Genomic DNA, 13,074 nt, shown 5'->3' with positions numbered 1-13,074 from the left:
CATGCCTGCGGAGGCCGGGCCCGGAGCTGCGGGAGGCAGGGCCACGGGAATCGGAGCGGTGGGAGCCGGGGCCACGGAGGCCGGGGCAGTGGGAGCCGGAGTGGCGGAAGCCGTGGCGGGCCCGGTCGGATACGGGGACGCCGGGCTCTCGGTGGCCGACCGCTTCGCCCGGACCCTGGACTACTTGTACGACGCGGTGACCTCCGGCGGGGTGACCGCGGCGCTGATCCACAGCGACACCGACGCCATCATGCTGATCCCCCGCCTCCAGGCCCGGGGCGTGCGGGTGCCGGAGGACCTGGCTGTGATCACCTACGACGACGAGGTGGCCGGCCTGGCCGACGTACCCCTCTCGGCGGTGGCCCCGGCCAAGCGCGAGGTCGGGGCCAGGGCCGCGACCCTGCTGCTCGAACGACTCACGGGCGGTCCGCACGAGAGCCCGCGCCAACACGTGGAGCTCCTCCCCCGCCTGAACATCCGCACGTAGCCCCGGCTCCGGCCCGGCATGCGCGCATTCCGATCGAAACGATCACCTGGCCATGCTCGGGCCCGGCGGCCCGGGCAGGATCCCAAATCCACGGCCCGACCGGTCCGGCCCGCCTCAACGGGCCGCGCCCGCGCTCCCCTCTCCTACTCGGCCCGATGCTCGTGGGCCACCAGGCGCTCCAGGTACTCCCGGCCCTCACCCAGCCGACCGGCCAGCTCGGCGGCCTCGGGGTACCAACGTCTCTCGTACTCCCAGCACAACCAGCCCTCGTCCGGCGCCGCGGCCACCGCCTCGGCCAGGGGCAGGACTCCGGCGCCGAGACCGATCGGGGTGAGGTCGTGGGCGGAGGCCACGTCCTTGACCTGTACGTAGCCCAGGTGCTCGCCCAGGTGTCTTCGCGACTGCGGCGCGGTCTCTCCTTCCAGCCAGGTGTGCAGCACGTCCCACAAGGCACCGGCGGCGGGGTGCCCCACCTCGTGCAGCACCCGGGCCGTCGCCGCCGCGCCGCGATGGGAGTCGTGGGTCTCCAGCAGGATCCGCACGCCGTGCCGATCGGCGAACGGCGCCGCCCCGCGCAATCGGCGCACGGCATTGGCGTCGGCCCGGTCGGGCGGCAGTCCCCCACCACCGGGAAAGACCCGTACGAACGGTGCCTCAAGATCCGCGGCCAGCTGCACGAGGCCCCTCACCTCGGCGAGGACGGTCTCGTCGTCACCGGCCGCCGCCACCCGGGCATAGCCGGCGACCCCGAGGACCCTCACGCCCGCCGCGGTCACCGCCCGCAGCCCAGCGGCCCTGTCACCGCTCGGGCTCCCCGCGTGCAACGACTCCTCGGGGTGCGCACGCACCTCAAGGCCGTCGTACTGGTGTTCGGATGCCAGTGCGGCGCTCCGCGCCAGCGGGCTTCCGGGCAGGCCCAGCGTCGAGAAGGCGTACTTCACGGCCTGCTCCCCTCGGGCGGCGGGGCCGTGGAGCCCCGCACCATGAGCTCGGTGGGCAGGGTGGTGATGCCGCCGGGGGGTGGGGATCTGCGGCCGGTCACCAGGTTCGCGGCCAGGATCCCGGCCTCGCGCAGCGGCACACGCACCGTGGTGAGCGCGGGAGCGGTGTCCACGCAGAACGGCAGGTCGTCGAAGCCGGCGACCGAGACGTCCTCCGGGATGCGCAGGCCCGCTTCGCGCAGAGCGGCGACTACACCCGTCGCGACGGCGTCGTTGGCGGACGCGACGGCGGTGAAGGGCACGGCGCGCCGGAGCAGTTCCCGGGCTGCGTCATAGCCGGCGGCCCGTTCGAACCCGGCGTGCACGGTGAGCGGGGCGCAGGTTTCGGGGAGGGCCGGGTCGTGGCGCGCCAGCGCGTCCCGGTGTCCGGCGAGGCGTTCGCGGGAACTGCTCAGCCCCGGCGGGCCCGCCACGTAGGCGATGCGGCGGTGGCCGAGGGCCAGGAGGTGCTCGGCGAGGCGGAAGGCCCCTCCCCGGTCGTCGAACACGATGGTGGCCACGGGCAGCCCGTCGTCGACGGGCAAGGGCGGGCGGCCGCACAGGACCACGGGCGCCCCGGTGGCCGCTATCCGCGAGACCCGGGCGGCGAGCGCGGTGATGTGGTCGGGATCCTCGACGGCCCCGCCGGTGAGGACGACGCCCCCTGCCCGCTGCCCTTCCAGCAGTGTGAGGTAGGCGATCTCGGCGGCGGGGGCCCCCTCGGTATTGCAGACGACGGCCAGGCGGCGCGGCTCCGCCCGGCCGGCCGGGCCCAGGGCCTGTTGGAGGGAGCCGGCCAGGACCCCGAAGAAGCTGTCCGCGATGTCGTGCACGAGTACGCCGATGAGGTCCGAGGTGGCTGCGGCGAGTGCCCGGGCGGGGCCGTTGGCGACGTACCCCAGTTCCTCGACGGCCTGCTCCACCCTGGTGCGGGTGCCGCCCGCCACCGGATAGCCGCCGTTCAGTACGCGCGAGACCGTGGCCGACGAAACGCCTGCGTGCGCCGCGACCTCGGCCAAAGTGACCGCCATTGCCGAACCTCTCCTTCTGCCCTCGCGGGCCGCCCCCGGTCATCGTCTCATCCGGTGTGGATCTCCATCATGGCGGATTCAGTAAGCGCTTTCTATCACTCGAACGAGGGTTGTCAAGCAGTGGACGCGAGTCCTAGCCTGGCAGTGGAGAAAGCGCTTTCTACAGTGGCGCGGATATCGACAGGAAGAGCGACGAACCGACGGAGGGCCCCATGAAACGCAGGACGATCAAGATCGCCATGAACGGCGTGACCGGACGGATGGGATACCGGCAGCATCTGGTCCGGTCCCTGCTCGCGCTGCGCGAGCAGGGCGGGCTCGACCTCGGGGACGGGTCGGTGATCTGGCCGGAGCCCGTTCTGGTGGGCCGGCGGGAGAGCGCGCTGCGAGCCATCGCCGAGCGGCACGGACTGGAGGAGTTCAGCACCGATCTGGAGGCCGTGCTGGCGGATCCGTCGGTGGAGATCTACTTCGACGCCCAGGTGACCGGGGCCCGCGACCCGGCGGTCCGCCGGGCCATCGCCGCCGGGAAGCACGTCTACTGCGAGAAGCCGACCGCCCTCACCTTCGAGTCGTCGCTGGAGCTGGCACGGCTCGCCGAGGCGGCCGGCGTCAAGCACGGCGTGGTGCAGGACAAGCTCTTCCTGCCGGGCCTGCTGAAGCTGAGGCGCCTGATCGAGGGCGGATTCTTCGGTGAGGTCCTGTCCGTGCGGGGCGAGTTCGGCTACTGGGTGTTCGAGGGGGACTGGCAGGCCGCGCAGCGCCCGTCATGGAACTACCGCTCGCAGGACGGCGGGGGGATCGTGGCCGACATGTTCCCGCACTGGGAGTACCTGCTGCACGAACTCTTCGGCCGGGTCCGTACGGTGCAGGCCCTCGCGCGGACCCACATCGCCCGCCGTTGGGACGAGGAGGGCAAGCCGTACGAGGCCACTGCGGAAGATGCCGTCTACGGCATCTTCGAGCTGGAGGGCGGCGCCGTCGCCCAGATCAACTCCTCCTGGGCGGTGCGGGTGCACCGCGACGAGCTGGTGGAGTTCCAGATCGACGGGACCCACGGATCGGCCGTCGCAGGCCTCCGCGGCTGCCGCGTCCAGCACCGCGCCGCGACGCCGAAGCCGGTGTGGAATCCGGATCTGCCGCAGGCCGAGCCCTTCCGCACCCAGTGGCAGGAGGTTCCGGACAACAGCCCGTCGGACAACGGTTTCAAGGCCCAGTGGGAGCTCTTCCTGCGTCATGTCGTGAGGGACGAGCCGTGGCGGTGGGACCTGCTCGCGGGGGCCCGCGGGGTGCAGCTGGCCCAGCTCGGCCTACGCTCCTCCGCCGAAGGGCGGCGGCTCACGGTGCCCGAGGTGACGCTGTGAACGGCATCCTGCTCCCTTCCGCGGATGGTGAGTTGCGGCTGCACAGGCCCAACACCGCGCCGTTGCCTCCCCTGGTCGCGGGCCCGGCCCGCACCCGTGTGTTCCACGCGGCCGCCCATGTGGTGGCCGACCCGCTCGCCGCGTCGGCGGACAGCCGTCCGGTGGTCGACTGGGAAGGCACACTGGCGTTCCGGCACCGGCTGTGGGAGCAGGGGCTCGGAGTCGCGGAGGCCATGGACACCGCCCAGCGCGGAATGGGCCTCGACTGGCCGACGGCGGCGGAGTTGATCCGGCGCTCGGCCGCCGAAGCCCACTCCGTGGGAGGCCGGATCGTCTGCGGGACGGGAACGGACCAGCTCCCCCCGGGGAAACCGCATTCCCTGGCCGCCATCACGGGTGCGTACGAGGAACAGCTCGCCCACACCGAGGCGTGCGGCGCCCGGGCCGTCCTCATGGCGTCACGGGCCCTCGCCGCCACCGCCCGCGGCCCCGAGGACTACCTGGAGGTGTACGGCCCGCTGCTCCGGCAGAGCGCCCAACCGGTCGTGCTGCACTGGCTGGGACCGATGTTCGACCCCGAGCTCGCGGGCTATTGGGGCCACGAGGACCAGGACGCGGCCATGGAGGTCCTCCTGAAGATCGTCTCCGAGTGTCCGGAGAAGGTCGACGGCGTCAAGGTCTCCCTGCTGGACGCGGAACGGGAGGTGGAGATCAGGCGGCGCCTGCCGGCGGGGGTCCGCTGCTACACCGGTGACGACCACAACTATCCCGAGCTCATCGAGGGGGACGGACAACGGGTCGGCGACGCGCTGCTGGGGGTCTTCGATCCCCTCGCCCCGATCGCCGCCAGGGCCGCGATCGCCCTCGACCAGGGCGACCCGGCGGGCATGCGCGCACTGCTGGACCCGACGGTCGCACTGGCCCGGCACCTGTTCGCACCGCCCACCCGCCACTACAAGACGGGGGTGGTCCTGCTGGCCTGGTTGGCGGGACACCAGAACCACTTCACGATGGTGGCCGGGCTCCAGTCGGCCCGCTCCCTCCCCCACCTGGCGACCGCGTACGAACTGGCCGACCGGCTCGGCCTGTTCCCCGATCCAGGGCTCGCCGAGGCCCGAATGCGCCGGCTCCTCCACGTGTACGGGGTGACCTCGTGACCCGCGCGACGGCTCCGGCCCGACTCAGCCTCAACCAGGAGACGATCCACCAGTGGTCGCTGCCCGATCTCGTCGCCGGGTGCACGGCGACAGGGGTGGGCGCGGTGGGGTTGTGGCGGGAGCCGGTGCGCGGGTTCGGCGTGCGGGAGACCGCCAAGCTCGTCTCCGGGGCGGGGCTGCGCGTCACCTCGCTGTGCCGGGGCGGCTTCTTCACCGCCGCCGACCCGGCGGGCCGGGCAGCGGCGCTCCAGGACAACCGGCGGGCGGTGGAGGAAGCGGCCGAGCTGGGGGCCGACGTCCTGGTCCTGGTCGCGGGAGGTCTGCCCGCGGGCGACCGCGACCTGGTGGGAGCGCGCCGACGGATCGTCGACATGCTCGGTGAGCTGGTCCCCTGGGCCGCCGGGTTCGGCGTGCGGCTCGGGATCGAGCCGCTGCATCCGATGTTCGCGGCGGACCGCTGTGTGGTCTCCACCCTGGGCCAGGCCCTCGACATCGCCGAGCAGTTCCCCGCCGAGCGGGTGGGGGTCGTCGCCGACTCCTACCACCTGTGGTGGGACGAGCGGCTGCCGGGCGATCTACGGCGGGCCGGCGTCGGCGGGCGGCTCGCGTCGGTCCAGGTGGCGGACTGGGTGACCCCGCTCCCCGAGGGGGTGCTGCTCGGCCGGGGACAGTTGGGCGACGGATGCGTCGACCTGCGCGGGTTCCGGGAGCTGGCCGACGCGGCGGGCTACCGGGGGCCGGTCGAGGTGGAGATCTTCCATCCGGGTCTGTGGGCGCGGGACGGCTCCGAGGTGCTCAGGGAGGTGGTCGAACGCTACCGGCGACACGTCGAGTAGGGCGGGTAACGGCCCGAGCGGTGCACCGGGGAACGGTACGGACAGGACGAGGAGGTTGCGGTGACACGGGTGTGGAGTAGGCGTTCCTTCCTCTCTGCGGCGGGCGGGGGTGCGCTGGTGTTCGGGGGGCCCGCGGAGCGAGCGGCTGCCGGGCCCTCCGGCGACGTCCACGAGGCGATGCGCGCGCTCTGGCGCGACCTCCTCCTGGGCGGCGGATTCCCGGTATCGGAGGAGCCGTTCCGGTCACGGCTCGCGGAGCTCGGTGAGCAGGTGGGCGGCTGGGCCGCCACCATGGCGCCTTCGCCCGGATCGCTCTGGCCGGATCTCGGGTTCGCCACCGATCCCGAGAAGATGATGCAGAGCTACTACCGGCTCCGGACGATGGCGGAGGCCTTCCTGCGCCCCGGAACCGGTCTCACCGGGGACGGCGGGCTGTTGTCGTCCCTGCTGACCGGAGTGGACCACCTGCACGCGGAGGTCTACCACACGGGTCGGGTGCGGTACGGCAACTGGTACTGCTGGCAGATCGGCGCCCCTCAGGCGCTCCTCGACCTGTGCGTCCTGCTGTACGAGCGGCTGGGCACGGATCGGATCGCCCGGTTCTGCGCGGCCGTCGACCATTTCGTGCCGGACTCCGCCGTCGCCTCGTACAGCGGTACCAGCACGGGTGCCAACCGGGTGGACCTGTGTCGGGTACTGGCCCTGCGCGGAGTGGTCGGATCGGACGACGCGAAGACGGCCCTGGCCAGGGATGCGCTGTCCCCCGTCTTCCCGTACGTCACCACGGGCGACGGGCTGTACCGGGACGGTTCCTTCGTCCAGCACACGTGGGTGCCCTACACGGGGACGTACGGCTCGGTGTTCCTCGGCGGACTGGGGATGCTGTTCGCGCTCCTGAAGGACACCCCGTGGCAGGTCACGGATCCCGGGGCAGGGACGGTCCTGGATGCCGTGGAGCGGGCGTGGGCGCCCTTCCTCTTCAACGGACTGGTCATGGACGCCGTATCGGGGCGGGCCGTCAGTCGGGGGCTGCTCGTCTCGGACGCCCGGCAGGTTCAGCAGGACGACCACACCCGGGGGCACGCCGTTCTGGCCGCGATCCTGCTGCTCGCCGAGGGGGCGAGCGCCACTGAGCGGAGCCGGTGGCGGGGGCTGGTGAAGGGATGGTCGGACCGCGCCTATTACAGCCGTCCCCTGGCGGACAGGACGCTGGGACTGTCCGCCCTCGCCCGGCTCGCCGAACTCCAGGCCGACCCGACGGTGGTGGCCGAGCCGGAGCCGGTGGGTCACCGGATCTTCGCCTCGATGGACCGGGCGACCCACCGGAGGCCGGGCTGGGCCGCCTCCCTGTCCATGGCGTCACGACGGATCGCCCACTACGAGACGGGCAACGGTGAGCACCTGCGGGGCTGGCACACCGGAAGCGGGATGCTCTCCTGGTGGGGTTCGACGTACGGCAACGGCCAGTATTCCGACGCTTTCTGGCCCACGGTCGATCCCCTCAGGCTGCCGGGTACGACGGTGGCCCGCAAGGTCCTCGCGGACGGGGCGGGAGGTGATTGGGGCGCCTCCCGCCCGGACGCCGCCTGGGTGGGCGGCAGCACCGACGGGGAGTTCGCTTCGGTGGGTCAGCATCTGCGGGGCCTGGGCAGCACGCTCGAAGCCCACAAGTCCTGGTTCTTCCTCGCGGACACGGTCGTCTGCCTGGGAGCGGGCATCCGCGCTTCCGACGGCGTCCCGGTGGAGTCGGTCGTCGACAACCGCAACCTGGGCGCGGCAGGCGTTCACGCGCTGACCATCGGTGGCATCGTCCAGCCGGCCCGGCCCCCCTGGTCCGGGGCCTTCAGCGCCCCGGGCTGGGCCCATCTCGCGGGCTTCGGCGGTTACGTCCTGCGCGGGCCGGGGTCCTTCAAGGCACTGCGGGAGGAACGCACCGGTCGGTGGAGCGACATCAACCGGGGCGGGTCGACCACCTCGTTGAGCCGGCGCTACGCCACCCTCTGGTACGACCACGGCAGGGACCCGGTCGACGCCGGTTACGTGTACCAGGTGATCCCCGGGGCGAGCGCGGCGCAGACGGCGGCGCGGTCCGCCGCCCCGGAATGGCTGACGCTGCTCGCCAACTCCAGGACGGCCCAGGGGGTGTCCGTCGCCTCGCTCGGTTTCACCGGCGTCAATTTCTGGCAGGCGGGCACCGTCGGACCTCTTGAGGCCGACGGTCCTTGTTCGGTGCTGCTGCGTCTGAGGGGTGACGGCACCGCCTCCCTGTGCGTCTCGGACCCCACCCGGACCGCGGGTTCACTGACGGTCGTGTGGCACCGGCCGGTCGCGGCGGTGCTGTCCCGGCCGCCGAGCGTGGTCTCGGCGGTCACGGGAAGCCGGCTTCGGATCGAGTTCGGGAGCCTCACCGCGGCAGCCGGGTCGACGCAGCAGGTGGTGGTCCGGTTGGGGTGACGTCGTGGCGTGGCTCGGGACGGGAAAGAGGGCGGCTGGGATCGGCGGGGAAGTCAGTTCGCGTAGTCGTACTTCATGCCGATGCCGAGGGTCCCCTGGGTCGGCAGCAGTCCGGTCCCCACCACATCGAGTACGGGAGGCAGGAGCAGTTCCGTGAGTCGTGCCGTCTCTCCCGCCGTCAGCCCGGCCCACGGGGCGGTGGCGAGTTCGTCCGTCAGCAGCTCGACGGCGGTGCGCAGGGCAAGGCCCGCCCCGGTGACCGTGGCGTCCTCGGCCAGCAGCCCCCGGGCTGCGAGCCGGTCCTGGGCCGCGCCCCACTCCCGCGCGGACCAGCTTCGGCCCTCGAAGGCAGCCACCGGGGCAGCGCCGACACCGGCCTGGAGCACCAGCGATTCGACCGCGTCGAGGTGGTGCGCCTGCAGGGCGGCGAGGTGGCCGTCGCCGCGGTGCTCGCGAAGGATCGTCGCCGCGTGCCAGAGCACCCCGTGCGGGGTCTCCGGCCAGGGCAGTGCGGCGTTGGCCGCCGCGAGCGGCCGGCCGGCGGTCCGGGCGGCCTCGGCGGCTCCGCGGGCGAGTTGCGCGGCCTCCGCCAGCTCGGGGGAGTCGATCCGGCCGCCGAGCGCTGAGCGCAATGCCCTGTCGATGGCCCTCGCCCGAGCCGCCAGGACCCGCTCGGGCGGGGCGGTGTGCCATGCCCCGGTCACGTATCGCTCCACCATGGACGGGTCGAAGCTGTAGAAGAGGGAGGTGACCAAGGCGGGTTCGACCGTGCCGAGGGGCGCGGCGCGAAAGGCGAAGTACAGGGGCCACCGTTCAGCGGTGTCGTAGCCGAGGGTGCCCGCCTCCTCGTAGGACTCCGGAGCGAAGTAGACGAGGGCGTGAAGCGGTTCGAGCAGCTGCCACAGCTGTCGGATGGTGGCCGGCGTGTGCGTCCCGTCGCGCGGCGGCGTTCCAGATGTCATCTTTGCTTCCCCCGAAGGCAGTTGGCGATCATCCGTACGGAGGGCAGCTTAGGCGCCGCCCCGCCGTCCGGGCCCATTTCGCGCGCCGTAGGTCATGTCCGCGCGACACGGCGGCTCCACCGGAGGCGGAGGCAGGAAGGAGCCGGGGTGGAAGCCGAGAGGGCCTGGAGCGGTAGGGAACAGGGGGCGGCGGGGCGATGGCCCTGGACTTCACCCGGAGACGCCGCCTAAGGTCGGACCGACGGCATCGCGTGTCGGTCACCGACCGGGTGAGGCATGGAGGTGTCCGTGACATGCCTTGCGGAGGCATTCACTCATGTCGGTCCAGCTCAATCACACGATCATCCACTCCCGTGACAACCGGGAGTCCGCCACCTTCCTGGCGCACATCCTCGGTCTCGAAGTCGGCGCGGAATGGGGCCCGTTCATCGCCGTGGAAACCGGCAACGGCGTCACCCTCGACTTCGCGACCATCCCCGCCGAGTCCATCGTGGCGCAGCACTACGCGTTCCTGATCCCGGAGGAGGAGTTCGACTCGGCGTTCGAGAAGATCCGAGCCGCGGGAATTCCGTTCTTCGCCGACCCGCACGGCAAGCAGCCGGGCGAGATCAACCACAACGACGGCGGTCGCGGCGTCTACTTCCCCGACCCCTCCGGTCACGGGATGGAAATCATCACCCGCCCGTACGGCGGCTGAGCCGTCGCCATCGGATGATTCCGGCCGGGCCTGCGCCGTCCGGGTCCCGGGTTCCGGGACCCTTCCATGTCCCGGGCCCGGCCACCCGGGCGCGGGCCTCGCCGACCCCGTCCGTCGAGGGGGATGGTGCCGCCGCTCGGTGTGCACTACCGAGCCGCAGCCGGTACCCGGGCGTACCAGCAGCGATGATGGGTGCATGAGCAAGCCCCCTGCCTCCCGTCATCGTCTCCGCCTCGAAAACCACCAGGGCGACAGTCACCCGGAGAGCCTCGGTCAGGCGCACCGGCCCTTGTCCGGCCTCACCACCGTGACCTGCGCCTGCGGCCTGCGGAGCGATCCGCTCCCCAGCGACGACGCCCGTCTCGTCTACGAGCAGCACCGTTACCTCATCCGTGACGAGGTGACCCAGCAAACCCCGTCCTCCCGGTAGCTCGGCGGGCCGCCGTACTCAGTTGCGGTGGCCCGCCGGCGCCCGTCACCGCACCCGGCGGCGGCGGGCCCTCCACCGGCGCCACCCCACTACCCGGGCCCCCTACCGGCCCGTCACACCACTCCCGGTCCGTCACCGCTCCACCGGCCCGTCGCCGACAGGGCCGGCAGGTCGGGAATCATCCCTGCCAGCCACCCCGTGGGCTCGGCCGTGAACTGCGGGGCCCCCGAAATCTCCCACCACGAACGGACCGCGGTGGTGCGCATCGTTTCCCGGGTGCGCTTGTCGACGTACTCGACGGTCCGCTCACCGGTCGCCCTGGTCGCGACCTGGCCGCGCTTGCAGGCATCGGGGTAGTCGTTCCAGTGCACGCCCTTCTCCGACCGCAGGAGCCCCTTCATGCCACCGGTGGAGACCCGGTGGAGGCGCTCGTGCGGGAAGTGGGCCTGCGCCGCCATGGCGACGCTGTTGCGGACGGCGTCCCGCTGGCGCCACAGGAAGTAGTTCGCCACCTCCACCGGGTCCGCCATGGTGAACACCCGCGCGTCGAAGAGCGCCCGCCGCCCCGGGCGTCGCTCGTTGAGGACCGCCGTCGCCAAGGACGCCGAGACGGACAGTTGCTTGGCCACGACCCCGCCGAACCACGGCTCGGTGGTGGGCGTGGCGAAGTCGGTGAGGAGCAGGCTGATCTCGTCGGACTGGGTGTACGCGATCGCCGCGCCCGCCGCCTCCGTGCAGAGCGCTTCCGTGACGGCGGCCATGTCCGCCACGAACGCCATGTCGAACGGCTTGTCGGCGTCCCTCAAGTAGGTGTGGAAGGAGCGCCCGTCGAGGCGGAGGATCGTGTAGGTGGAGCGCGGCAGGACCGTCCTGTGCGCGGCCTCGTACCGCTTCATGCGGTCGCCCAGCGCGGTGGTGTCGCTCATGGTGGCCCCCCGGTTCGGTGTGCGGCCAGGCTATCGGCGCCCGCGACCGCGAACGGCCCCATTCGCCCGCCGTGGCGGCCCCGGGAGAACGAAGGTCCCCGATGAACGCGGAACGGCCAACGATGAAGGCCCGTACGGGAGGTACTCCCGTACGGGCCTTCATCGTGTTGCCTGTCAACGCGTCGTGCGCGCTTGGCAGGGGCGGCAGGAGTCGAACCTGCGACCTACGGTTTTGGAGACCGTTGCTCTGGCCAGCTGAGCTACACCCCTTCGGCGAGACCAACCATGACACGGCGCCGCCCGAAGATCCACATGTTTCCGGGGGTCAACCGGATGAAATTTCGGCCCGGGTGAGGGCGCCACGCGTCCGGAGCCAGTCGGCCAGGGAGGGGTCCGTGCTGGTCAGAGCCACGTCGAGCGGGGTCAGGTCGTCGTGGCCGATCCAGTTGATGTCCGCGCCTCGGGACAGCAGGTACCGGGCCGTGGACAGTTGCCCACCCTGGCAGGAGCACCAGAAGGCGCTCGTGATGTCGTCCGGGTGCGCGGGGGAAGCCGTGAGGTGGGCGGTGACCCGGTCGAGCAGCCCCAGGGTCGCGGCGTCGTGGAGGTCGGGGTGGGCCCCGTGGTCCAGGAGCCGTTGGGCGGCCCGCCACTGGCCGAAGGCCCGCGCGTCGGCCAGCGGGGTCCCGCCGCCGATGACGCCGCCCCGCGCCTCGATGTCGGCGCCGGCCTCGACCAGGGCGTCGACGGCGGCGACGTCGTCGTTGCTCGCGGCCCAGTGCAGCGGGGTCTCCTCGTGGGCGCCCACGAACCGTGCCGCGGGGTCCGCGCCGGCTGCCACGAGGGTGCGGATCACCTCGGCGGTGCGCGGGTGGTGGCCTGGCCAGTCGGTCGCGACGTGCAACAGACCGCGCTCCCCCGCGGCCTCGCCGCGCCGGACGATCCGGGTGGTCGCGAGCCCCGGATCGGCGTCCAACAGCCGCCGCAGTTCCGGGAGGTCTCCGCCACGAATGGCGGCGGTGACGGCGATGGCTCTCGGGTCGTCCGCTTCGAGTACCTGCATCCGTCCAGGCTACTGGGCTCCCGCGCGGGCCCGACGGTGGTTGGAGGCGCAGGCTCGGAAGATCGCGGGAGGGGACGGGAGGGAGGGGCCCCGCCGTGCGCCGCCCCGCTCGTGCTCCTCCCCCCGGCCCCCGGACCAAGTGGCCCGGGCGGAACCATCCCCCTCGGCGGGAGGCTTCCGGGCGCGCGCCTCGACGTCGCCCCCACCCGGATCGTGGACACGGCCGCTCCCGCGGGACGGATCGGGATCCGACAGCGGCGGCAAGGCCGAACAACCGGTGCCGCTGACGCCGCGCCCGGGGAACACCGGCACGTTCACCCACGAGGACTCCCTCGCGCGGGCCCCCACCTGCCGCCCTGTGGCCGACGTTTCACCGGTAGGGACGAGCCGCCCAAGGCCGGCGCGACCTTCCCCGACTCCCCCGACCCGCCCGGCCTCCCCGGATCTCCCGGCTCCTGGAACCCCCGAACCTCCGGTCCCCCCGGCCCCGGCGGGCCGCAGCAACCGGAATCAGTCACAAGTTACCTCGACGTATGTAGTGACTTACCAGCCACCCGACAGTAGAACTTGTTCTCACTCCGTCGAGAGTGAGGAACGTCACATGAGTGACAAAGGCCTGAACAGCAAGGTATCCAACGGTGTTTCGCGTCGCGGATTTATCGCTGGAACTGGTTCTATTCTTGGAGC

Annotated in this window: 12 protein-coding genes and 1 tRNA gene; 7 read left to right on the top strand and 6 right to left on the bottom strand. The window is 72.3% G+C overall.

The features are described from left to right. The first annotated feature begins 1 nt into the window (after nt 1). Nucleotides 2-487 (top strand): substrate-binding domain-containing protein, encoded by a 486-nt coding sequence (locus tag ACFVS6_RS20875; protein ID WP_389705797.1) that lies wholly within the window; start codon nt 2-4, stop codon nt 485-487. Nucleotides 488-630: 143 nt separating this feature from the next. On the opposite strand, the gene ACFVS6_RS20870 is transcribed toward ACFVS6_RS20875, so the two are convergent. Then, nucleotides 631-1,428, bottom strand: a complete 798-nt coding sequence (locus tag ACFVS6_RS20870; RefSeq protein ID WP_389705712.1) for a sugar phosphate isomerase/epimerase family protein — start codon at nt 1,426-1,428, stop codon at nt 631-633. Continuing rightward, nucleotides 1,425-2,498: a LacI family DNA-binding transcriptional regulator gene (locus ACFVS6_RS20865; RefSeq protein ID WP_389705710.1), complete on the bottom strand. Its 1,074-nt coding sequence runs from the start codon at nt 2,496-2,498 to the stop codon at nt 1,425-1,427. Before ACFVS6_RS20865 ends, ACFVS6_RS20870 begins: the two co-directional genes overlap by 4 nt. 212 nt (nt 2,499-2,710) lie before the next feature. Between ACFVS6_RS20865 and ACFVS6_RS20860 the strand changes: the two genes are divergently transcribed. From ACFVS6_RS20860 to ACFVS6_RS20845, 4 genes are read left to right on the top strand one after another with little or no spacing between them, the layout of a single operon-like run. Next, nucleotides 2,711-3,862 (top strand): Gfo/Idh/MocA family protein, encoded by a 1,152-nt coding sequence (locus ACFVS6_RS20860; RefSeq protein WP_389705708.1) that lies wholly within the window; start codon nt 2,711-2,713, stop codon nt 3,860-3,862. Then, the gene (locus tag ACFVS6_RS20855; protein WP_389705706.1) at nt 3,859-5,019 is read left to right on the top strand and encodes a dihydrodipicolinate synthase family protein; all 1,161 of its coding nucleotides are present in this window, start codon (nt 3,859-3,861) and stop codon (nt 5,017-5,019) included. The genes ACFVS6_RS20860 and ACFVS6_RS20855 overlap by 4 nt, the downstream gene beginning before the upstream one ends. Continuing rightward, nucleotides 5,016-5,855: a sugar phosphate isomerase/epimerase family protein gene (locus ACFVS6_RS20850; protein ID WP_389705704.1), complete on the top strand. Its 840-nt coding sequence runs from the start codon at nt 5,016-5,018 to the stop codon at nt 5,853-5,855. The genes ACFVS6_RS20855 and ACFVS6_RS20850 overlap by 4 nt, the downstream gene beginning before the upstream one ends. Before the next feature lie 60 nt (nt 5,856-5,915). Further along, nucleotides 5,916-8,309 (top strand): polysaccharide lyase 8 family protein, encoded by a 2,394-nt coding sequence (locus ACFVS6_RS20845; protein WP_389705702.1) that lies wholly within the window; start codon nt 5,916-5,918, stop codon nt 8,307-8,309. A gap of 53 nt (nt 8,310-8,362) precedes the next feature. On the opposite strand, the gene ACFVS6_RS20840 is transcribed toward ACFVS6_RS20845, so the two are convergent. After that, nucleotides 8,363-9,271: a hypothetical protein gene (locus tag ACFVS6_RS20840; protein ID WP_389705700.1), complete on the bottom strand. Its 909-nt coding sequence runs from the start codon at nt 9,269-9,271 to the stop codon at nt 8,363-8,365. Nucleotides 9,272-9,587: 316 nt separating this feature from the next. Between ACFVS6_RS20840 and ACFVS6_RS20835 the strand changes: the two genes are divergently transcribed. Beyond that, a complete protein-coding gene (locus ACFVS6_RS20835; RefSeq protein WP_389705698.1) occupies nt 9,588-9,968 on the top strand; it encodes a VOC family protein in 381 nt (126 codons plus the stop codon). Between the two features lie 196 nt (nt 9,969-10,164). After that, nucleotides 10,165-10,398, top strand: coding sequence for a hypothetical protein (locus ACFVS6_RS20830; RefSeq protein ID WP_389705697.1), 234 nt, complete (start codon nt 10,165-10,167; stop codon nt 10,396-10,398). Nucleotides 10,399-10,511: 113 nt separating this feature from the next. Here the strand turns inward: ACFVS6_RS20830 and ACFVS6_RS20825 are convergent, their stop codons facing one another. The 3 genes from ACFVS6_RS20825 to ACFVS6_RS20815 all read right to left on the bottom strand — a co-directional run bounded on the left by ACFVS6_RS20825 (nt 10,512) and on the right by ACFVS6_RS20815 (nt 12,387). Next, the gene (locus tag ACFVS6_RS20825; RefSeq protein WP_389705695.1) at nt 10,512-11,324 is read right to left on the bottom strand and encodes a tRNA(His) guanylyltransferase Thg1 family protein; all 813 of its coding nucleotides are present in this window, start codon (nt 11,322-11,324) and stop codon (nt 10,512-10,514) included. 193 nt (nt 11,325-11,517) lie between these two features. Beyond that, nucleotides 11,518-11,594, bottom strand: a tRNA-Trp gene (locus tag ACFVS6_RS20820). A gap of 55 nt (nt 11,595-11,649) precedes the next feature. Beyond that, nucleotides 11,650-12,387: an ankyrin repeat domain-containing protein gene (locus ACFVS6_RS20815; protein WP_389705693.1), complete on the bottom strand. Its 738-nt coding sequence runs from the start codon at nt 12,385-12,387 to the stop codon at nt 11,650-11,652. Nucleotides 12,388-13,074 lie beyond the last annotated feature (687 nt).

The sequence above is a fragment of the Streptomyces sp. NPDC057939 genome (genome assembly GCF_042887545.1).
GTDB lineage: Bacteria > Actinomycetota > Actinomycetes > Streptomycetales > Streptomycetaceae > Streptomyces.
This window is presented reverse-complemented; position numbering and strand designations above follow the sequence as displayed.

Bases quoted from the DNA above. Each gene is read 5' to 3' on its own strand.
- ACFVS6_RS20875 (WP_389705797.1), top strand. From the start codon at position 2: ATGCCTGCGGAGGCCGGGCCCGGAGCTGCGGGAGGCAGGGCCACGGGA.
- ACFVS6_RS20865 (WP_389705710.1), bottom strand. From the start codon at position 2,498: ATGGCGGTCACTTTGGCCGAGGTCGCGGCGCACGCAGGCGTTTCGTCG.
- ACFVS6_RS20860 (WP_389705708.1), top strand. From the start codon at position 2,711: ATGAAACGCAGGACGATCAAGATCGCCATGAACGGCGTGACCGGACGG.
- ACFVS6_RS20840 (WP_389705700.1), bottom strand. From the start codon at position 9,271: ATGACATCTGGAACGCCGCCGCGCGACGGGACGCACACGCCGGCCACC.
- ACFVS6_RS20835 (WP_389705698.1), top strand. From the start codon at position 9,588: ATGTCGGTCCAGCTCAATCACACGATCATCCACTCCCGTGACAACCGG.
- ACFVS6_RS20830 (WP_389705697.1), top strand. From the start codon at position 10,165: ATGAGCAAGCCCCCTGCCTCCCGTCATCGTCTCCGCCTCGAAAACCAC.
- ACFVS6_RS20825 (WP_389705695.1), bottom strand. From the start codon at position 11,324: ATGAGCGACACCACCGCGCTGGGCGACCGCATGAAGCGGTACGAGGCC.
- ACFVS6_RS20815 (WP_389705693.1), bottom strand. From the start codon at position 12,387: ATGCAGGTACTCGAAGCGGACGACCCGAGAGCCATCGCCGTCACCGCC.